Source organism: Marinobacter sp. (assembly GCF_048259445.1).
GTDB lineage: Bacteria > Pseudomonadota > Gammaproteobacteria > Pseudomonadales > Oleiphilaceae > Marinobacter.
Map to the genome: position 1 here is coordinate 1 of NZ_JBLXHQ010000006.1, position 20074 is coordinate 20074.

Sequence of the window (20074 nt, forward strand, 5' to 3'; positions counted from 1 at the left end):
AATCGAAAGTAATCATGAACAGCCAGACTGAACAGAGGGACTAACGACCACCGGGCCTCGTTTGAGAGCCAGGCTCGTAACAAGTATGAAAACACAGTTTAACAACTGACACAGTGCGTTTTCCACAATCATTTCTGGGGGCAGCCCGAATCTTTTCAACCACCCGTTCCGATTTTGTAGAAATTTCCGTGGCTGTATACGCCCAGCACTGGCTCTCCATCAATGACTTGTTCCACAACATGCTCCGCCAGATCATAGTATGCCGCGGTTACGAGGCGTGCGACGACACCGTGGCGCACACGCACTATTGGTCTGGGCTGCCCCGAGTCCTCATAGCTATCAACTTCAAGAGGATGGTCCTTACCAACCTCCAGGATTTCTCCTACGTTGGTGGTCAGCCTTATGATCTGCCGCTCACCACTTCCTTCAACTGTAAGAGAGTGGGCCAGCAATGGCGTGTCTTCGACCTGAATACGCCATTTCTCTACCGGTGTTACCAGGTAATATTGCTCGTCATCCTCTCGGCGAAGAATGGTCGAAAACAGCTTTACGATAGCTTCCCGGCCCAGTGGTTTACCTTTATGAATCCATTGCCCATCCCGGCTGATTCTCAGGTCCATGTCTCCGGAAAGCTCCGGCTGCCATTTCTCAAGCGGGGGCTGGCTGGGATCTTTCGCTGTTTTCTGAACCTGCTCAACGAGATTTTCCGGATTCTGGCTCATGTCTTTGCTCCGTGACCCGATAATTTACAATCCGCGCTGCCATTCAGTACGCAGTGGCACCGCGCCAGGATTCGTGATGGCAAGGTTGACCTGGTCGAGAAGTTTTTGCTTATCACGCCCCAGGTTACCTTTCAGTACGAGGTAGTTCGACGCATGATCGCTCCGGAAAACCGTACGCTCCAGTTCAAGGTGCTCCAGAAAAGTTCGTATTTCCTCAAATAATCCTTGCTGGGAAAGAGGCACGAAATCCGGACCGAAGCCCTCGCGGAATCGCTCTTCGCCCTGCGGGAAACTTACCACAAGGGTAGACAGGTAATCCGGCTGGGTTTCGTTGCAAAGGAGTGCGGTATTGATCGCGTGCTGGCGCGACAGCGTTTCGCCGCCAAGGCCGTTGAGCACCATAACAGAACTGGTCAGCCCTGCTTCCCGGATCTTGACCAGTGCTGACCGTGTCGATTCCCAGGTTTCCCCTTTGTTAATCCGCTCCAGTACCTCATCATCCCCGGATTCCATGCCCACATAGAGAATCTTGAGCCCTGCTTCGCGAAGCTGAGTGAGTTCTTCTACGGTTTTTCTGGCAAGGTTTCTTGGAAGACAGTAACTGGATACCCGCTGAAGCTCGGGAAATGCAGCCTTGAGCTCACTCAGAATCTCCAGCAGTCGCCGTGTTGGCAACACCATGGCGTCGCCATCAGCCAGAAATACCCGCTTTACACCTCTCAGGCTTTTTGCCGCGTTTTCAATGTCCTGGCGAACATCCTCCGGCTTTCGGGCCCTGAACTTCTTCTGGGGCTGGGTATACATTTCGCAGAATGTACATTTATTCCAGGAGCAGCCATTGGTAACAGGCAGAATCAGGGATTTCGCCTCACTGGGCGGGCGAAATACCGGTTCAACGTAATCAATAGGAAAACTGTACATAGGCTGTACTCAACTCATAGAAGTGACCCTGATAATAGATCCATCAGGGCAGAAACTGGGTTTTCAAGTCTGCGCAGCCAGGACCGACCACGGGCATATCGAGCACAACAGCCTGGCCTGTCATGAAAGGGATACCGCGCCGATGACCATCAACCAACAGTGTTGAAAGGCTGCCGACAAGAGGCATGTGAGAGACCAGCATGAGGCGCGAACAGTGGTTTTCGAGGAGTGCATCCAGGCACAACCCGGGGTCGTCTTCCGGAGTAATGAACGTTTTTTCTTCGACAGGACAGTTCAGGATTTCAGAAACAATGGCCGCAGTCTGCCTCGCACGCACATAAGGGCTGCTCCAGATCTGATCCGGTCGCCAGGGAGAAGCCGCAATCTGAGCGGCGCACTCAGCAGCCTGGCGCCGGCCTGTTTCAGTGAGAGCCCTCTCCTGATCCAGAGAATGCCAGCCAGCTTCGCCATGACGCATGATGAGCAGTAACACAGCTAACCTCCGGTGATGGAACCCGTTACTGAGTGATCGTCCGCGGCAGAATGAACTCCACATCAGAATTTTGCACTGACATCATCAAGCTGTTGATCACCGCGCTGATGGACGCATCTCCGTAGAGAATCTCATAAAGACCTCGAACAAGAGGCATATAGATCCCGATTGCTTCGGCTTTTTCTTTCACCAGCTCCAGCGTGTAGATCCCTTCTGCCACCTGGCCCAGCTCAGACACTGCATCATCGAGCTTCTGACCCTGGCCGACGGCGTAGCCAATCCTGAAATTACGGCTTTTGGCAGAAGTACAGGTAACGATCAGATCCCCGACGCCGGCAAGCCCCATGAACGTCATGGGATTTGCACCAAGGCTGACGGCAAAACGACTCATTTCTGCAAGCCCGCGGGTGATCAACATCGCTTTGGCGTTTTCGCCCATGTTCAGAGCAGAAGCAAGGCCAGCCACAATGGCGTAGATGTTCTTGAGTGCACCTGCGAGCTCGACACCGTAAATATCAACATTGGCGTAGACACGGAAGTACTCGCAGCCAAGCAGATCCTGAACGGTCCGACGTACATCCGGATCCTTGGCCGCAATGACGGTTGCGGTGAGGTCGCGACTCACAATTTCGCTTGCCAGGTTCGGGCCGCTCAACACACCTATGCGGCATCGGGGGATCTCTTCCTGGAGAATTTCACTCATCAGTTTGAAGCCATGGGCTTCAATACCCTTGGTCAGGCTGACAACAATCTGTCCGTCCCGGAATTTGCTGCTGTTTTCGCGGATAACGGCTCGGAAGGACTTGCTTGGAATAGCAACAAATACGATTTCTGCTTTATCTACAGCACCTGCGAGATCAGTAGTGGGCTGAATGTCGCCTTTGATCTCTACGCCTGGCATGTAACGGCTGTTGATGCCTGTTGAGCGAATCTCTTCGGCCTGAGCCTTGTCACGCATCCAGAAATGAACCCGGTGACCGTTCTCACCGAGTACTTTTGCCATGGCAGAACCGAAGCTGCCTCCGCCGAGAACCGCTACATCATGTACCGGCTCTTTGGCCCCGTTCGCGAGGGGCTCATTATGTTCAGGCATAGTCATTCCGTTTGTTTTGAATCAGGTCTGAACCAGTCGGCCCGGAATGATCAGTGCAGCGCTTTAGCCGTGCTCTTCACATTCCAGAGCGCGCACCAGATTTTTAAACTCTTCCCGGTTTTGCTTGTTCAGCCCCATAAGAACTTTGTGGGCGGCCAGTACCCTGTCACGAACATCTTGCTCGCTTGCCCTCAGCACGGGTATTTCTTCGAGTTCTTCGATACGGGAGGCAGGCTCACGGACAATAATAAAAATTTTGTCGAAACCCATCGAGGTAACGATACGGGTAATGTCCGGATTGGTGGTGATCAGGGTAGGCAAAAAATTGCTTTGCTTCTGGGCTGCCATCGCGATTTTAGCGAGAAGGCCAAGAGTGGTGCTATCAATAACTTCGGTTTCAGTGAGATCAATCACTACTGTCTTGAAAAGAGGATCAAGAGTGATCGAGTCCACCAGATTGTCCAGCGTACAGCAAAGATTCAGCCGGATTTCTCCGATAAACTTAAGGACATAAATGCCCTGTTTTTCAGCCTGCAGGATTTTATAACCAGCCATGTCTCTCACACTGCCACTATTTCAACGATGTGTTTTCTGACACTGTAATCGTATCAGTAACCGTCACAATACCGATATCGTCCGGTAACTCTGTGATCTCGCCGAGATTGAGAGCCTCACTAAGAGATGCGATAGTGTGACGGCCTCCAGATACGAGTTCAAGTAGTCTCTGCTCCTTTTCATCAAGACTCTTTTGCCTGATAACTTCGAGAATCCCGTCTGAAAACAGGATCAGATGAAAAGGCTTGTCCAGAGCAACTTCATAAACATCCCATTGTGGGGACTCAAAAAGCCCGACAGGGAGCCCATTACCCTCCAGAAAAGCGGTCTCGCCACCTTCAAAAGACAGCACTGGCATCGGGAAGTGGGCGCCCACCGCATACCTCAATGTACGCTCGCTCAGGGAAATGATACCAACAAACATTGTCACGTGTTTGCCAAGCCCGGTATCAAGCAGTTCCGAGTTAATTCGCTCAAGAAAACGGTCGGGGTAGAGAATATCGTCGGTAGATCCGCGGCGCAGGTTACGCTGCAGGCGATTGCTGAGATTCTTCAGTAGCACAGTTACAAATGCGGAGCTGGCTCCGTGCCCGGATACATCGGCAATGTAAACCAGCGTCTTGTCTTCCGTGAGTGGAAAATAATCAAGGAAATCGCCACTAAGATATAAAGATGGCTTGATAAGATGGTCGACGTAAAGGCCACCCGTGAAGCGCTCCTTTTCCGGTAACATTCTCAACTGGACTTTTCGCCCTGCCCTCTGATCGGCGCGCAACTCGGCAATTCCGTCTCTCAGGTCCCGGTTGGCATCTTCGAGCTCCTGCCGATACAGCTGGTTAAGGCGACCGATGCGAACCCGGTCAAGGAGCTTGCGAATAACATCACCAATGGCTTTTTTATCTTTACCGAATGGCTTCAGCACAAAGTCAGATGCGCCTGCACGAAGCGCATCGACAACGTCGTTACTGGCCTGGGTGACTGAACAGGCCACGATTGGCGTCAGCGATTCTGATTCTTCGAGGCGATCAGCCAGTGCTTCTATTTCCGGGGGAGGCAGATCTGCAAAGATAACGTCGGGCATGTTATCGTCAATCATCTCGCTGGCAGAAGCGACATCGTGATAACCAGAGACGTAAAAACCTCTCGTTTCCAGGTAGCGCGCAAGATCAGCGCGAGCCTTCTTGTCTGCGTCAATGATCAGTATACGAACTAATAGGCGCCCGGTGCGCGAGGTCATGGCTGCTGCCCTAAACTACCAGCGATAAACGAAAAATGGCGTTTCAAAAAGCTATTTTGGCACGCCCCCGTGATATAACAAGGCCAGTTTGGTGAAATCCGGAGATTCCTGCGAATGAGACGAGCGGTAAATGACCTGTTAGGTGCCTATGACAAGCTGATCATGGATCCGGTTCACGGGGCGATTCCATTATATCGGCATGAAGTTCAGGTAATTGACCATCCTCTGTTTCAGCGCCTGCGCAATATTTGCCAGAACGATATTCTCAGCCTGGTTTTCCCGGGCGCGACCCATTCCCGCTTTCTGCACAGTATTGGCGTAATGCATGTGGGCACCCGCATGTTCCGTTCAATGATTGACGCTTACCTCAGGGAGCGCCAGCTCAGCGAGCAGACCGATCTGAGCCTGAGTCAGCTTGATGCCATAGATTATCTGGCCAAGACCATCCGTCTTGGCTGCCTGCTACACGACAGCGGTCACTCCAGCTTCTCCCATCAGTTTACCCAGGCACAGCGGATTCGTGAGCTTATGTCCCGCCCCGGTCGATTCGCGGACCTTTGGGAAGGAGTGGATTATTCCGCATACCACAGTGCAGAACCCGATGAGCTTGAGCATGAGCACTATTCTGTGCGGGTTGCCCACGATGTGCTGTCAGCCATCGACCTGGAGAGCGCCGGCCTGCATGCGCGGGATATCATCGGCATTATGGAGACCACAGAGGTTACGCCCAGCGAAACCTTTTGCCGCCATGCCCGTACCTTCTGGGGGTTTATTGCCGGAGAAGACGCAGAGGCCGAATCGCTGATAAGCGAAAACATTCCGCGCCTGGTGCTGGATCTGCTTTCGTCGATCGTATCAGGGGAAATCGATGCAGATCGCGCCGATTATATGCTGCGGGACGGTTTCCACTCATCCGTCACTATTGGCGGATTCAATCTCGACCATCTGCTCAGCAACCTGCGTTTTGGTTGGGATGAATCCGAGCCCTGGTTGGGTCTGGCCATTACCCAGAAGGGCCTGGGGGCACTGGAAGACTTCGTTTATAGCCGCTACCAGATGTACCGCAAGGTCTATGCCCACAAAACAGCACTTGGATTCGACTGGCTACTGCGCGAGGCCATCAACGAAGTACTGGAAGACCCGGAGAGTTTTGCATGGATAGACACATGCCTGAGCAACATGCGCTATTTTGCCGAGCTCACTGACAACTTCTTCTGGGAAGCCTTCCGTAAGGTAGCTCGCCAGCGTCCTGACAGCTTCGCTTTTTGCATCGTTAACAGGGTAAAACTCAACCATCTCGACACCCGGGAAGATCTCTCTGCCAGTGGGATTGCCAGCCACAGTGCATGGCTGGCCGAGGCCATGGAGCTGAACCCGGCCCTTGTTGTTACCTGCTCCATGCGGGCGCGCTTTTCCAATATTCAGGACAATTTCAACGGCATCAAGGTGTTGATCCGGGATCCGGTCAATCGTACACGCTCACTGAAAAAGATCACCGACATCAGTGCCTTTTTCAGCAAGTTCAGTGATGGAACCATCACGCATTTCTATACCCGCCCGGATATTACGAATAACCCCAGGTCAGCCGTTAAAGGCTGACCTGGTTGTCAGCGCAAGCGGCTACCAGGCTGCAGGCGCTGTCGAACGCACCTTCTACCCGGCCACCACTGAGCCAGTCCCCCGCAATACCGATAGCCTGCTCCTGAAACCACAGATGGCCCGGGCTGGCTCCGCCTTCCGAGCGTGCATACAACCATCGGTGCGTAACGGTTTGTGTAGCCACAGCGGTAGTGCCAGTCAGTTCCCTGAATGCTGCGACCAGCTCTTCTGTTACGCGGTCTGCCGAGGCGTCCACGTTCCGACCAGTCCATTCAGGATTTGCGTGAAGTACCCACCAGGCACCATTGTGCTCCTGGCTTGCACTCTTGCGGCCTGGTTTGCTGGAGTTGTTCGCCACCCAGAAGAGCGCCGGGTGGTCGCAGCGCATCCCGTTATGTCGGGGCCAGGGGTTTTCATCGAAATGAACGGCTACGGCCCAGCATGGCAATACCCGGCTTACCGCATCATCAAGCTTTGCCGCCAGTTCAGGTAGGTCACTCCGAGCAAGCAGGTCTCTGGCCTGGGCCGGTGGAGCAGTAATGATAACCTGATCGAACTCGCCCACCAGTTTCCCGTTAATATCACACAAGGCCCAGTGCTGATCTGCCCGGACCAGACTTTCAATACGAGTTTCTGCAACCACGTTTGCGTGAACGGAAAGCGCGCGCGACAAAGCAGTCATTCTTGGCGTACCGACGTACCGGGGCTCATCCGGAAATGCCTGCCAACCGCCATCTTTGTTCTGAAAGCCGAACTGGCCATTCCAGGTAGCAAAGCTGTCCTCCCCGGCAAACTCCGTCAGAAACGGCAGAAAATCAGGGTTGCGAGAGGTAAAATACTGTGCGCCCATGTCGACGGAGCCGCCGTCTACCCTTTTTGCAGAAAGCCTGCCGCCCGGGCCTCGGCTTTTTTCAAAGACTGTTACATCGTGACCCTGCTGCTTTAATTTAATAGCTGCAGTCAGGCCCGCAAGACCTGAACCAACAATCGCAATGCGGCGTATATGATTTTTATGAAATGTCTCATTAAACATGATTTTTCGTGCATCCAAGTACTATGGTAAGAGCGTACAAACCGTCAAGCGACAGGGCCCGGACTTTTTGAAAATTTCGCCGAAGACTTCGCTGTTCAGGTTCAACTCAGAGAAAAAGGGCTTTCAAAGTATGACCCGAGTGCAAAACTGGTTTATCAATATTCAGAGGTGGTTCGATTCCGACGCCGGTTCGGATCACCTGGATGTAACCTCCAGATCCTTCAATTTCGTGCGCGTAATTCCTTTTGTGGCGCTTCATCTAGCTTGCCTGCTTGCATTTTATACTGGCGTCAGCGGGTTTGCCGCCGGGTTCGCCTTTATCTTTTTTATTGTGCGGATGTTTGCCATTACCGGATTCTACCATCGGTACTTTGCACACAAGACATTCAAAACCAGCCGCCCAGCCCAGTTTGTGTTTGCAGTGCTCGGCGCCAGCGCTGCTCAGCGTGGGCCACTTTGGTGGGCAGCGCACCACCGCCATCATCATCAGCACTCAGACCGGGAACAGGATCTCCACTCTCCTCATCAAGGCGGTTTCTGGTGGTCGCACATGGGGTGGTTTACCTGCGATGCAGGCTTCGCTACCGACGAGCGGCGTATCCGTGACTGGCTCAAATTTCCGGAGCTCAAGCTGATCAATCGTTTTGATGCGCTGGTGCCGGCCGCCGCAGCGGTGATGATTTACGGCCTGGGAGAAGCGCTCGCTGCCTGGGCGCCAGGTTTGGGAACAAATGGTCTGCAAATGCTGGTATGGGGCTTTTTTATATCCACTGTCGCTTTGTTCCATGCCACGGTATCCATCAATTCGCTCTCCCATGTTTGGGGCAAGCGCCGGTTTGAAACTTCAGACAGCAGCCGCAACAACTTCTGGCTCGCCTTGCTGACCCTGGGCGAAGGCTGGCACAACAATCACCATCGCTGGCCCCAGTCTGTCCGGCAGGGTTTTCGCTGGTACGAGATTGATGTTACCTGGTATGGGCTTTGGGTATTGTCAAAGCTGGGCGTCATATGGGATTTGAACCCGATACCAAAACATATTCAGGAAGAAACCCGCCAGCTTGACCAAATGAGGAGGGCTCATAAATGAAACCTGCCACAACGATTGAAGTAGGCCACCAGAATTCCGCCGTACCGGCGACACTGGAGCAATTCAGGTTTCTTTTTAACGAGCTGGATAACGGCAATCTGCACAAGTTGCCCTCGGTATACAGTGAAGACATCCGGTTTCAGGATCCACTTGGCGCTGTTGAAGGCCTCGATGCATTAACGCAATACTTTGCAAATGCCTATGCCAATGTTATTTCGTGCCACTTCGCTTTCGAGCCTGAGGTTGTCCAGGATAGCTTCGCTACTATTCCCTGGGTGATGCATCTGCGTCACAAACGTATCCGCGGTGGGCGTGAGATACAGGTTGCCGGGATCAGCCATCTGGAAGTCAGAAACGGAAAAATCTGCTACCACCGGGATTACTTCGATGCCGGCCAACTGCTTTATGAAAACCTGCCTGTGGTCGGTGGCGTTATCCGTTGGGTTAAAGGCTACGCAGGATGAGTGCGCGTCTCGCTACTGTATCCAATATCTGGATTACCGGCGCCAGTTCCGGCATTGGTGAATCCGTAACACGTGCTCTGGTTCGGGGCGGGCACAAACTGGTTATCACCGGGCGTCGTGCTGAACCTCTGGAGCAGCTAAAGCTGCTTGCACCGGAGCGCGTTGCTTCGGCCGTTGCAGATACGACCAGCAAAGACGACCTGCAAGCGATTTCGGGAGCGCTGGAATCCTACGGCGATCTTAATATGGCGATTCTCAACGCCGGCACCTGTGAATATCTTGACGTCGCAGATTACAGCAGCGATGTGATCGAAAAAAATATAACGACCAACGTTGTCGGGACGGCTCGTTGTGTTGAGATCGCTCTGCCAGCATTGCGTCGCACCCGCGCTAAGGGCTTGCCGGCTACTTTGGTTATTGTGGGCTCTTCTGCCTGGTGGTTCCCATTCGCCCGTGCGGAAGGCTACGGCGCTTCGAAAGCTGCCCTGGCTTATTTTGCTCAAAGCCTGAGGGCGGATCTTGCGGCAGAGGGCATTGATGTTGTTCTGGTCTCTCCGGGCTTTGTGAAAACTCCGCTGACCGATCGCAACGATTTTCCCATGCCTTTCCTGGTAACCGCCGAAGATGCTGCAGAACGAATTATCAGCGGCCTTGCAAAAGGGCATAACGAAGTTGCCTTTCCAAAGCGTTTTACATGGATTTTGAAATGTCTGGGAGCCCTGCCCCAGCCTTTAATTGATCGTATGGCCGCCTCCATGGCCCGCAAAAGCTCCAGATAACAGGAAACAAAGGAATGAGTAATGATCGTCAGCGTATTGCCGTTATCGGTTCCGGTGTATCCGGCCTCACGGCAGCATGGCTTCTCGCTGAAAAGCACGATGTCGAAATTTTTGAAGCTGGTGATTATGCCGGTGGCCATACCAACACGGAGCATGTCGAAGCAGGCGGGCGTACCTGGCCGGTCAACACAGGTTTTATAGTGTTCAATGACTGGACCTATCCTAACTTTATGCGCCTGATGGAGCGCCTCGGTGTACCGTCAGAAGTCAGCGATATGAGCTTCAGTGTGGATAGCAGTACCACCGGCCTGCAATACAACGGTACCAGCCTGAATACACTGTTCGCCCAGCGTAAAAATCTCCTTAACCTGCGCTTCCTGAACATGGTTCGGGAGATTCTGAGGTTCAACAAAGAAACCCGTGCAGATATGGCGGCTGGCAAGATCCGGAGCACAGAGACTCTGGGCGAGTACCTTAACCGCAATGGCTACTCCCGGTATTTTCGGAACTACTACATTGTCCCAATGGGAGCCGCTATATGGTCAGCTCCGGAAATCGTGCTGGAACAGTTTCCGATACGTTTTTTTCTGCAGTTTTTCAATAATCACGGCATGCTGTCGGTAGATGACCGCCCGACCTGGCGGGTTATTTCCGGTGGTTCCGCACAATACGTGAAGGCCATGATGGAGCGTCTTGGAGATCGCATTCATTTGAATTCTCCTGTGCAAGCCGTCAGCCGCGGAGAAAGCAGCGTTACAGTTACAACCAAGGGCCAGCCCCATACGTTTGATCAGGTTATATTTGCCTGCCACAGTGATCAGGCGTTGGCGATGATTACCGACCCCACTGACCAGGAGCGGGAAATACTGGGTGCCATACCCTATCAGGAAAACGATGTAGTGCTGCACACAGACAGCAGCGTGCTGCCAGACAACCGCAGAGCCTGGGCCGCATGGAATTATTTTATTCCGAAACACAGCACCGAGCCGGTTTCTGTAACCTATAACATGAACATATTGCAGAACTTCCAGAACGCACCGGAAACTTTCTGCGTTACCCTGAACCGAAGCCATGACATAGCTCCGGAGAAGGTAATCAAACGATTCAAATACTCTCACCCGGTGTTCACTCTGGATGCGGTCCAGGCTCAGGAGCGTTACGAGGAAGTCGGAAACAGGAACCGCACTCACTATTGTGGCGCATACTGGTTCAACGGTTTCCATGAAGATGGCGTGCGCAGCGCACTGCGCGTCACCCACGATTTTGGAGTGGAACTCTGAGAATGAGCAGCCAATGGTTACAAGGCTCAATCCGGCACCGTCGCCTGTATCCCGTCCGGCACGAGTTTGAGTACCACACAGGTATGTTGGCTCTGGATACGGATGAGTGGAACCAGGTCGCCAACGTGAGCCCTTTCTTTTCCCTTGAGCGTTTCAACTGGATGTCATTGAAGCGCGGGGACTATTTCAAGCCCGAGGCTGGTGAGCTTTCAAAAGCGGTACGGGAACAGGTCGAAACCGCAACCGGTTGGTTCCCCGACGGTCCGGTAGAACTTATTACGCATCCGCGGTACGCAGGCTACGTGTTTAATCCAGTGAGCTTTTACTTTTGTTATCGCGCCGGCGAAAACGGTGCAGATGGTGACGTGCCTGCCGTAATTGTTGCGCAAATAACCAATACACCCTGGTATGAACGCCATGTTTATTGTCTGGAAACCACTGGCAGTGAACCCAATGCTGCCGGCTGGCGCACGGAACAATTCGGATTCACCAAGCGCTTTCATGTCTCTCCATTCAACGCCATGGCACAGCACTACGAGTGGACATTCAGCTTCCGGGGGCCGGAGCTGAGAATTCATATGAATGTGCTTGAAGAAGGAAAAAAACATTTTGATGCCACTCTGGTAGTCCAGAGAACCCCGCTTACACGTAAAACTCTCCATAGAAGCCTGCGACAGTTCCCTGTGGAAGCGCTGAAGGTTGCTTCCGGTATCTACTGGCATGCCCTCAAGCTGAAACTCAAGGGTGCACCGTTCTACACTCACCCGGACAAGCTTGCAGGAAGCGACCCTGCCCACCGGCTGGGAAGCAGTGACCAGGGCCTGGATGTAACCAGTGCAGACGACACAAACAAGATTCGAGGAAAGGTAAGCTCATGGAGAACATGAACACATCGGCAAATTCGATTGCCAGCTCACAAAGAAACAGTTCACTCGTGAGCCAGGTCGCCAAGAGCCTGGTTGTTCAGCAACTCCGGCAACTGGGTGAAGGTGTGCTGACCATACGACAGACCGGAATGGATGATCTTGTTTTTGGCGATGGCAACACCAAACATCAACCCGCAGAACTGGTTGTTCATGATCAGAGTACATGGCGTGATTTGCTCACCGGGGGCAGTGTCGGAGCGGCGGAAGCCTATGTAGCTGGAGACTGGTCGTCCCCTGATCTGGTCGCCCTGCTCCGGTTTTTCACCCGAAACATCGACCGCATGAATGAATTTGAAGATCGCTTCAGTTGGGTGACCAAACCCGCTCTCAAAGGTTTGCATTGGCTCAACCGGAACACGAAAGACGGCTCGAGAAAAAACATCAGTGCACATTACGATCTTGGCAACGACCTGTTCGAGACATTCCTTGATCCAACCATGATGTATTCCTCTGCAATTTACCCCAGCGAGGAATCGACGCTTGAAGAAGCTGCCGTTCACAAGCTCGATACCATTTGCCGGAAACTGGACTTGCAGCCAGGCGATCGGGTGATCGAGATAGGAACGGGCTGGGGCGGTTTTGCCATCCACGCGGCCAAATACTACGGCTGCCACGTAACCACCACCACGATTTCGAAAGAACAGCTCGAACTTGCACAAGAAAGGGTTCGCAGTGAAGGACTGGAAGACAGGATTACTTTGTTGTTTGATGACTACCGTGATCTGGCAGGCCAGTTCGACAAGCTGGTTTCCATCGAAATGATCGAAGCGGTGGGGCCACAGTTTCTTGATAGCTACTTCAGCCAGATTAACGCTCTGCTGAAACCAGACGGCCTTGCTCTTGTTCAGGCTATTAACATGCCTGAGCAACGTTATCAGCGCGCCCTGAAAAATGTGGATTTTATCCAGCGTTTTATTTTCCCTGGCAGTTTCATTCCATCGTTTGGAGCGATTCTCGAATCCGTACGTAACCAGTCAAATCTGGTGCTGACGCATTCAGAGGACACCGGTTTTCATTATGCTCGCACTCTCCACGATTGGTGCGATCGGTTCATGGCCAATCGGGAACAGCTCGAATCCATTGGGTATGATCAGGCATTTCGCAGGCTATGGCACTTCTACTTTGCCTATTGCGAAGCGGGTTTCAGTGAGCGGGCCATCGGTGTTTCACAGCTGGTATTCGCAAAACCAGGGAACCAGCGGCGGAACATACTGAGTGTATGATCACATCAGAGACCTATCGTAACATTCTGAATTTTTTACTTTTCCAGATCGGATGGTTTTCTTGCGTGGTCTACCCTGACCTGCTTGGGCCACTTTTGGTTCTGGGAATTTTGTTCGTTCACTTTATTTTTGTCAGCCAGAATCGTTTTACCGAGCTTCAGTTCATCGGGTTGGGAACGGTTGTCGGGGCAGTACTCGACGGGCTCTGGTTCCGACTTGGCATACTGGATGACGGCACAGGAGCGGTGCTCATTACTCCGCCCTGGTTAGTTGCTATCTGGGCTGTTTTTATGACCACCCTCAGCCATTCCCTCAACTGGATCAGTCGAAGGGTCTGGCTGGCTTTTGTCTTTGCCCCCATCGCCGGACCGTTTACCTATTGGTCAGCAACAAAGATAGGCGTCGTTGAACTGCCTGCACTGATTCCATCACTCATCGCACTGGCTCTTGGCTGGCTGGTGGTATTCCCCTTGCTGCTGTTTGCCCGCAAATCGCTCTACCCGGAGTTAACGTGATGAACCGTCACCTGGGGCTTTGGCCGGCATCCGTTGTAATGGCTGCCCTTGCAATGCCTGTCACGGCCGATATGTTCCTGTTTACGGGCTCGGCTGTAAGCGCTGATGGAGCGCCGCTCTATGATGAGCAGCATCGGGTTGAGGGCTCCTGTGACAGCGGCATATTCCAGCCACTTGAACACCAGGTCACCTATATTCGCCGGGCTGAGGCTGGCGAAAAGGTTTTCGCAAATAAAACGCTCAATTACAGCCCGTCTTCTATACGTCCAACAGTGAATTACCGGCAGCCAAATTTTGAGGAGTCACTGAAGATCGCCTATCCGGATTCCGGATCTGTGGCAGTTGCATGGCAGCGAACAGGAGGTGACATAGAGCGTTCCACTGTAGAGATTTCCGATAACCTGGTGGTAGATGCCGGCTTTGATAACCTTGTGCGCGAGAATTGGGACAAGGTTGTCAGCAGGAAGTCCGTAAAATTCCGCTTTCTTGCACCTACCCGTGGGACGGATTACGCTTTTATTCTGGAGCCGGCAGAGAGCGCCGCCATCAATGCAGATCACGTAGTGCAAATCCGCCCTGACAACCTTGTACTGAAATTTCTTGTCGACCCCATAATTCTTGGCTACAACAACAAGGGCGCGCTCACTGCCTATTCCGGTCTCACCAACGTGCGTGAGAATACCGACCAGAACTACACCGCAACGATCCGCTATGAAGTAAGCAGCTATCCTGATTGTGACCTGACCCGCTGAATGCGGCTGATCATGGAAGGCAGCGCATCGGATTCAATGTGTTAAACTCCTCCGGCAACCAATGCCGGAGAGTATTCAGTAATGATGTTCGTGTCTTTCAACGTCAACAGTATCCGTACCCGCCTGCATCAGCTTGAAGCGCTGATCGAAAGCCATAACCCCGATGTTATCGGCTTGCAGGAAACCAAGGTGAGAGATGAAGAGTTTCCGGTGGAGGCAATTCGTGAGCTGGGTTATCACGTTCATTATCATGGCCAGAAAACGCATTACGGTGTTGCCCTGCTGTCCCGCACAGAGCCCGAAAAGGTCTTCAAAGGCTATCCCGGGGATGAAGAAGACGCCCAACGCCGCCTTATCACCGGGCAATTCATCATCAATGGGCAAAAACTGACGGTTATTAATGGTTACTTTCCGCAAGGTGAAAGTCGCAACCATCCGGTCAAATTTCCAGCAAAAGAAAAGTTTTACGCCGACCTGATGGCCTATCTGGATGAACTCAACAAACAGAGCGGCCATGTGATGATTATGGGTGATATGAACATCTCACCCACCGACAAAGACATTGGAATAGGCCCGGACAACGCCAAGCGCTGGTTGCGCACGGGGAAATGCTCATTTCTTCCGGAAGAACGGGAGTGGCTTGCCCAGGTTGAGAGCCGCGGCTACACCGACGTATTTCGCCATCTTCACCCGGACGATGCACAAACATTCAGCTGGTTTGATTACCGCAGCAAAGGTTTTGAGCGGGAACCCAAGCGCGGCCTGCGTATTGACCTGATCATGGCCAGCGACAGTCTTTTGTCGAAAGCGTACGAAGCGGGCGTCTCTTACGATTTCCGCGGGATGGAGCGCCCATCTGATCACTGCCCGGTGTGGGCAAAGTTTGAACTTTAAAAGCTGATCGGGGGTTATATGACAAAAATAAAAACCCGCGACCGCATCCTCAGCACCAGCTTGTCGCTTTTCAATAATCTGGGTGAGCCGAACGTCACCACTTTGCTTATTTCAGATGAGCTGGATATCAGTCCTGGCAACCTGTATTACCATTTCAGAAGCAAGGGCGATATTGTCGAAGAGCTTTTTACAGCGTTTGAAGTGGAAATGCTGGACTTGCTTGCGGTACCGGAAGACGTCGATATCAGCCTGGATCAACAGAGTTTTTTCCTGCATCTGCTGTTTGAAGCCGTTGCCCGTTATCGATTTTTGTATCAGGACCTGGTGAACGTACTCTCTCGCTATGAGCGCTTGCAGGTTCGATTCAGGCGTATTCTGAAAAAGAAAACAGCAGCCTTCAGAAACATTTGCGAAAGCCTGCGGCGTCAGAACATGATGCAGATCGAGCAGGAAGAACTGGATTCATTGTGCGAGCAGCTAACCCTTACTGCGTGTTACTGGAGCGCGTTTGATACTCTGTCGCATCTTGACGATCGCGATGCGGTAGACCCCGGCCGGGGTGTTTACCAGATGATGCACCTGATGCTGCCGTATTTCGCGCCGGAAGAGCAGGAGCACGCAAAAATGGCCAGCCGGGATTATCTATAGGTCTGAAATTACCCGACTATCCGGTAATTATCTTTGCTTCACACTACTCTTCTTCATCGCGACGGTTACTCGCCCGTAGCTCAGATATTTCCGCTTCAAGTGCTTCAATTCTCTGTTCGAGCCCCTCGATATCTTCCCGGCGATGAATGCCGAGCCGGCGCAACGCTCCCGATACCCTCTCATCAAACAGGTGCTCAAGCCGGTCCCATGTTCCTGTTGCCCGCTCACGCACGCCCTCAACCCGGTCCTCCACAGAGCGAATCTGCTTTTCTACCACTCCGCGCGTTCTGTTTTCCAGTTGCTCACCTTCCTGAACCAGACGCTCAAAGAACTTGCCGGTATCTTCTTCCGCCTTGGTATAGGCTCCCAGGCCCGCAAGCCATATCTGACGGGCCGAACCCTTTATTTTTGCAGCCAGCTGCGGGTCATTCTCGGGCTTCTTGTCGTTCTCATCAGACATGTAACAACCTCTGGGATAGGATAATGCACTCGGCAGCGTATTATATTACAGGTTGCCACTGATTTCAGTCGGGCTGTAAGCCGCATAAACAAAGGCTGCGATATAAAGATTGATTCCATATGAAAAAATGTTTCCAGGCGCAACACTTCTACGCTTGAAGTGTTCAAAATATAGTCAATACTTATGCATACCGGAGTCTCTGCTGACGCCGGTTTGTCTGGAAGTCTTTCATGGATACTACTCGCACGCCTCTGCCCGGCATTCCAGCCGGGCTTTTTTTTGTTATTATTGCCCTTACTTATAAGGTTATTCCAAAAACAGCTTTGGGTTCCGGACGAAACCGGAATGTAATGTCGCACTTCTGATCCAAGACGGTGAACTGAGGAGTCTCTGAATGATTGATATTGCCTGGAGTAGTTTTACTCCCTGGACGGCACTTGCCGGTGGCGTACTTGTTGGGCTCGCGGCTGCGAGCTTTCTCTTGCTGAATGGACGAATCGCCGGAATCAGCGGCATTCTGGGTGGTTTGCTCACCCCCTCCGCTGGTGACATAAGCTGGCGAATTGCCTTTCTTGCCGGACTTATCGGAGCGCCAGCCCTGTGGGTTCTGGCAGCAGAATTGCCACCCATCGAAATAGAGGCGGGGTATCCGGCACTCATTATCGCAGGCCTGCTTGTTGGAATCGGAACCCGCTACGGCTCGGGCTGCACCAGTGGCCATGGTGTTTGTGGCCTGTCCCGTTTGTCACCCAGATCCTTGGCAGCAACTCTGAGCTTTATGTTCGCAGGGTTTGTAACAGTCTTCATTATCCGCCACGTGCTGGGAGTGTAATACCATGAAATCTGCTGTTGCATCCTTATTTGCGGGCTTGCTGTTTGGTCTGGGGCTGATTGTTTCGGGTATGGCAAACCCCGAGAAAGTTCTCGGGTTCCTGGACATTGCCGGCCTTTGGGATCCCTCACTCGCCTTCGTAATGGGAGGTGCTGTTATTGTAGGCCTTCTGACATTCACCATTGCAAGGAAAAGAACCCTGTCGTTTCTCGGTTTCAACATGAAGGTACCGGGACACTCACACATAGATAAGCGCTTGATCATTGGCGGCCTGTTGTTCGGCATTGGCTGGGGTATCGCCGGTATATGTCCCGGGCCCGGCCTCGTAGCCTTGGGTGCCGGTGAACTAAAAGCCCTTATATTCGTGGCATCCATGGTGGTTGGAATGAGTGTATTTGAAATCGTTGAACGAAGAAGAGCGGCTTTTCGCTCTGATAACTCAGGCGAGCATTGGTACCGCAAAGCCCCTGAGTAACCTGTTTTACAGAGTAGCATTCTGACATGCGTCACCACCTATGCGATGATGGCGTAGCATTTTTACCGAATCCGGAGAGCAAACCCCATGGATATCAGAAAGATCGATGACACAATTTCCGTCGCTCCACAGATCACTTACGGAGATGTGGCAGAGGCCGCCAGGCTTGGTTTCAAAACACTGGTTGCCAATCGTCCGGATAAGGAAGAGTTTGGTCAGCCGGCAATGGCTGACATTGAGGCTGCCGCACGGGAAAACGGTATGACATGGATTTACATGCCCGTTCAATCCGGCAATGTTACCGACGCTGACGTTGACCGGTTCGGGTCAATGATCCGTGATTCCGAAAAGCCCGTATTGGCTTTCTGCAGAACCGGGACCCGCTGCACGGTGCTCTGGGCATTGAACGCTGCCCGCACAACGCCGGCCCGGGAGATATTCGATAAAGCCAGCAGTGCCGGCTACGATATGAGTGGTCTCGCTCCGCGCATGGCGCAGCAGTCCGAAAACCAGTAACAGCCGCTTCGCTTCAAACGCTAAACGCTCAGGATCAACCTTCCCATGCAATACAAAGGTTCAGAAAACTTCCAGCATAACCAGCCGGACAGAATTGGTGTGCTGGTCACCAACCTTGGTACGCCAGATGCCCCGACCCCTTCGGCCTTACGACGCTATCTGGCGGAGTTTTTATCCGATCCGAGAGTTGTCGAGCTACCTCGCCCTCTGTGGTGGCTGATATTGCATGGCATTATTCTCCGGATCCGGCCCAAGCGCAGTGCAGCGGCGTATGCCAGCGTGTGGCAACCTGAAGGTTCGCCGTTGTTGATCCATACGGCAAAGCAGGCCGAGGGTATTCGAGAGGCTCTGAAAAAGAAATATGGTTCCGACGTAGTCGTAGGTTTTGCCATGCGCTACGGCAATCCGTCCATTCCGAGGGTGCTGGATGAAATGCAGGACCAGGGCGTCAGAAAGCTGGTGGTTCTACCGCTTTATCCGCAGTATTCCGCGTCCACATCTGCATCCACTTTCGATGCGATCGCTAAAAACTTCTCGAAGCGCCGCTGGTTACCGGATTTGCGATTTATCTCCCATTACCCGGACTATCCGCCCTACATTGAAGCAATGGCCAGCCATATCAAGGAACACTGGGCCAGCCATGGTCGCAATCAAAAACTGGTGTTTTCCTACCACGGGGTACCGCTGAAGTATCTGATCAAGGGTGACCCATACCACTGTGAGTGCCATAAAACCTCAAGGCTTCTGGCTGAGCGGCTTGGGCTGACAAAAGACGAGTACATGACCACCTTCCAGTCTCGTTTTGGTAAAGAAGAATGGCTCAAGCCTTACACTGACGAGACGCTGAAAGCACTCCCGGGGCAAGGTGTTAAGTCTATCGATGTATTCTGCCCGGGCTTTTCGTCGGATTGCCTGGAAACGATTGAGGAAATTGACGAAGAAAACCGCGGATACTTTATGGAAGCCGGAGGTGAGGGTTTCAGTTACATCACCGCGCTGAACGCCACACCTGGACACATCAACGCGCTGGTTGAGCTGATAGAAGAGAACCTGCAAGGCTGGCAACCGTCTGACAACAAGCCTGGTTGCCTGGCTGCCCGCCAGAAGCTTGCAGACGAGCAAAAGAACGCCGTCTATCCGGGTCGGGATCTTTGACGAAAAGGCTCAGAGGCTCTCATTGAGAAAGCTTCTGAGCCACGTTTCACAGCCCTGGTAACCTGCGTGACACCCCTACTCTTCCTCTTTGCCTTTTCGCGACTGCGCCGTATCTGAAAGATCGGGCGTGGACTCGCAAAAAGTACACTCATCAATGTCTACAGCCGCGCCGCCCGCCTCGACATAGCGAACGCGATGGCTTGCTTTGCCCCGATTGGTAGAAACAGAAAATTTGCGATCACGGCGATCGCCGGTGTCTTTTTCGGTTGCCGATTTATTCTCTGACATAACCTTCTCCCGAGTGTCGACGAATATATTCAGATATTGCCATACAGAAGAAGATGGGGCAGCTTGCCTGAAGTTTAAAGTCTGGTGCTCAAAAGAACGTGATGACAGTAAGTATTTCTGAGAGAGA

General features: G+C 52.6%; 24 protein-coding genes. 15 read left to right on the forward strand and 9 right to left on the reverse strand.

What is annotated here, in order from left to right; all coding sequences use genetic code 11:
- Window positions 1-155 precede the first annotated feature (155 nt).
- From ACN0RL_RS06085 to ACN0RL_RS06110, 6 genes are all read right to left on the reverse strand, one after another.
- Window positions 156-722: a DUF1285 domain-containing protein gene (locus tag ACN0RL_RS06085; protein ID WP_417514747.1), complete on the reverse strand. Its 567-nt coding sequence runs from the start codon at window positions 720-722 to the stop codon at window positions 156-158.
- 24 nt (window positions 723-746) lie between these two features.
- Window positions 747-1643 carry a radical SAM protein gene (locus ACN0RL_RS06090; RefSeq protein WP_417514749.1) on the reverse strand — a complete coding sequence of 299 codons (897 nt, stop codon included), beginning with the start codon at window positions 1641-1643 and terminating at the stop codon, window positions 747-749.
- Window positions 1644-1686: 43 nt separating this feature from the next.
- On the reverse strand, window positions 1687-2136 hold the full coding sequence (gene sixA / locus ACN0RL_RS06095; protein ID WP_417514751.1) for a phosphohistidine phosphatase SixA: 450 nt from the start codon (window positions 2134-2136) through the stop codon (window positions 1687-1689).
- Between the two features lie 25 nt (window positions 2137-2161).
- Window positions 2162-3229 carry an NAD(P)H-dependent glycerol-3-phosphate dehydrogenase gene (locus tag ACN0RL_RS06100; RefSeq protein WP_417514753.1) on the reverse strand — a complete coding sequence of 356 codons (1068 nt, stop codon included), beginning with the start codon at window positions 3227-3229 and terminating at the stop codon, window positions 2162-2164.
- Window positions 3230-3292: 63 nt separating this feature from the next.
- Window positions 3293-3784, reverse strand: a complete 492-nt coding sequence (locus tag ACN0RL_RS06105) for an STAS domain-containing protein (RefSeq protein ID WP_417514755.1) — start codon at window positions 3782-3784, stop codon at window positions 3293-3295.
- 16 nt (window positions 3785-3800) lie between these two features.
- Window positions 3801-5021 (reverse strand): PP2C family protein-serine/threonine phosphatase, encoded by a 1221-nt coding sequence (locus ACN0RL_RS06110; RefSeq protein ID WP_417514757.1) that lies wholly within the window; start codon window positions 5019-5021, stop codon window positions 3801-3803.
- Between the two features lie 114 nt (window positions 5022-5135).
- Between ACN0RL_RS06110 and ACN0RL_RS06115 the strand changes: the two genes are divergently transcribed.
- Window positions 5136-6620 carry an HD domain-containing protein gene (locus ACN0RL_RS06115; RefSeq protein ID WP_417514759.1) on the forward strand — a complete coding sequence of 495 codons (1485 nt, stop codon included), beginning with the start codon at window positions 5136-5138 and terminating at the stop codon, window positions 6618-6620.
- On the opposite strand, the gene ACN0RL_RS06120 is transcribed toward ACN0RL_RS06115, so the two are convergent.
- Window positions 6610-7653 carry an NAD(P)/FAD-dependent oxidoreductase gene (locus ACN0RL_RS06120; protein ID WP_417514761.1) on the reverse strand — a complete coding sequence of 348 codons (1044 nt, stop codon included), beginning with the start codon at window positions 7651-7653 and terminating at the stop codon, window positions 6610-6612. The two genes, ACN0RL_RS06115 and ACN0RL_RS06120, sit on opposite strands and share 11 nt — an antisense overlap.
- 130 nt (window positions 7654-7783) lie before the next feature.
- Here ACN0RL_RS06120 and ACN0RL_RS06125 point away from each other — a divergent pair, with 130 nt between their 5' ends.
- The 10 genes from ACN0RL_RS06125 to ACN0RL_RS06170 all read left to right on the forward strand — a co-directional run bounded on the left by ACN0RL_RS06125 (window position 7784) and on the right by ACN0RL_RS06170 (window position 16221).
- Window positions 7784-8740, forward strand: a complete 957-nt coding sequence (locus ACN0RL_RS06125; RefSeq protein WP_417514763.1) for an acyl-CoA desaturase — start codon at window positions 7784-7786, stop codon at window positions 8738-8740.
- Entirely contained in the window at window positions 8737-9204 is a 468-nt protein-coding gene (locus ACN0RL_RS06130; protein WP_417514765.1) for a nuclear transport factor 2 family protein, read from the forward strand. Before ACN0RL_RS06125 ends, ACN0RL_RS06130 begins: the two co-directional genes overlap by 4 nt.
- Complete coding sequence (locus ACN0RL_RS06135) at window positions 9201-9983, forward strand: SDR family NAD(P)-dependent oxidoreductase (protein ID WP_417514767.1); 783 nt, start codon at window positions 9201-9203, stop codon at window positions 9981-9983. Before ACN0RL_RS06130 ends, ACN0RL_RS06135 begins: the two co-directional genes overlap by 4 nt.
- A 14-nt stretch (window positions 9984-9997) precedes the next feature.
- The gene (locus tag ACN0RL_RS06140) at window positions 9998-11263 is read left to right on the forward strand and encodes an NAD(P)/FAD-dependent oxidoreductase (RefSeq protein WP_417514769.1); all 1266 of its coding nucleotides are present in this window, start codon (window positions 9998-10000) and stop codon (window positions 11261-11263) included.
- A 2-nt stretch (window positions 11264-11265) separates the two neighbouring features.
- Complete coding sequence (locus ACN0RL_RS06145; protein WP_417514771.1) at window positions 11266-12150, forward strand: DUF1365 domain-containing protein; 885 nt, start codon at window positions 11266-11268, stop codon at window positions 12148-12150.
- On the forward strand, window positions 12138-13412 hold the full coding sequence (locus ACN0RL_RS06150; protein ID WP_417514773.1) for a class I SAM-dependent methyltransferase: 1275 nt from the start codon (window positions 12138-12140) through the stop codon (window positions 13410-13412). The genes ACN0RL_RS06145 and ACN0RL_RS06150 overlap by 13 nt, the downstream gene beginning before the upstream one ends.
- Window positions 13409-13927 (forward strand): DUF2878 domain-containing protein, encoded by a 519-nt coding sequence (locus tag ACN0RL_RS06155; protein WP_417514775.1) that lies wholly within the window; start codon window positions 13409-13411, stop codon window positions 13925-13927. Before ACN0RL_RS06150 ends, ACN0RL_RS06155 begins: the two co-directional genes overlap by 4 nt.
- Entirely contained in the window at window positions 13927-14679 is a 753-nt protein-coding gene (locus tag ACN0RL_RS06160; protein WP_417514777.1) for a hypothetical protein, read from the forward strand. Before ACN0RL_RS06155 ends, ACN0RL_RS06160 begins: the two co-directional genes overlap by 1 nt.
- Window positions 14680-14760: 81 nt before the next feature.
- On the forward strand, window positions 14761-15573 hold the full coding sequence (gene xthA, locus ACN0RL_RS06165) for an exodeoxyribonuclease III (protein WP_417514779.1): 813 nt from the start codon (window positions 14761-14763) through the stop codon (window positions 15571-15573).
- Window positions 15574-15591: 18 nt separating this feature from the next.
- Complete coding sequence (locus ACN0RL_RS06170) at window positions 15592-16221, forward strand: TetR/AcrR family transcriptional regulator (RefSeq protein WP_417514781.1); 630 nt, start codon at window positions 15592-15594, stop codon at window positions 16219-16221.
- A 43-nt stretch (window positions 16222-16264) separates the two neighbouring features.
- On the opposite strand, the gene ACN0RL_RS06175 is transcribed toward ACN0RL_RS06170, so the two are convergent.
- Window positions 16265-16681: a phasin family protein gene (locus tag ACN0RL_RS06175; RefSeq protein WP_417514783.1), complete on the reverse strand. Its 417-nt coding sequence runs from the start codon at window positions 16679-16681 to the stop codon at window positions 16265-16267.
- Window positions 16682-17075: 394 nt separating this feature from the next.
- Here ACN0RL_RS06175 and ACN0RL_RS06180 point away from each other — a divergent pair, with 394 nt between their 5' ends.
- The 4 genes from ACN0RL_RS06180 to hemH all read left to right on the forward strand — a co-directional run bounded on the left by ACN0RL_RS06180 (window position 17076) and on the right by hemH (window position 19659).
- Entirely contained in the window at window positions 17076-17513 is a 438-nt protein-coding gene (locus ACN0RL_RS06180; RefSeq protein ID WP_417514785.1) for a YeeE/YedE family protein, read from the forward strand.
- 4 nt (window positions 17514-17517) lie between these two features.
- Window positions 17518-17988 carry a DUF6691 family protein gene (locus tag ACN0RL_RS06185; RefSeq protein ID WP_417514787.1) on the forward strand — a complete coding sequence of 157 codons (471 nt, stop codon included), beginning with the start codon at window positions 17518-17520 and terminating at the stop codon, window positions 17986-17988.
- 87 nt (window positions 17989-18075) lie between these two features.
- Complete coding sequence (locus ACN0RL_RS06190; RefSeq protein ID WP_417514789.1) at window positions 18076-18504, forward strand: TIGR01244 family sulfur transferase; 429 nt, start codon at window positions 18076-18078, stop codon at window positions 18502-18504.
- Window positions 18505-18549: 45 nt separating this feature from the next.
- A complete protein-coding gene (hemH, locus tag ACN0RL_RS06195; protein ID WP_417514791.1) occupies window positions 18550-19659 on the forward strand; it encodes a ferrochelatase in 1110 nt (369 codons plus the stop codon).
- Window positions 19660-19734: 75 nt separating this feature from the next.
- Here hemH and ACN0RL_RS06200 read toward each other — a convergent pair whose 3' ends face one another.
- A complete protein-coding gene (locus tag ACN0RL_RS06200) occupies window positions 19735-19947 on the reverse strand; it encodes a hypothetical protein (RefSeq protein WP_417514793.1) in 213 nt (70 codons plus the stop codon).
- Window positions 19948-20074 lie beyond the last annotated feature (127 nt).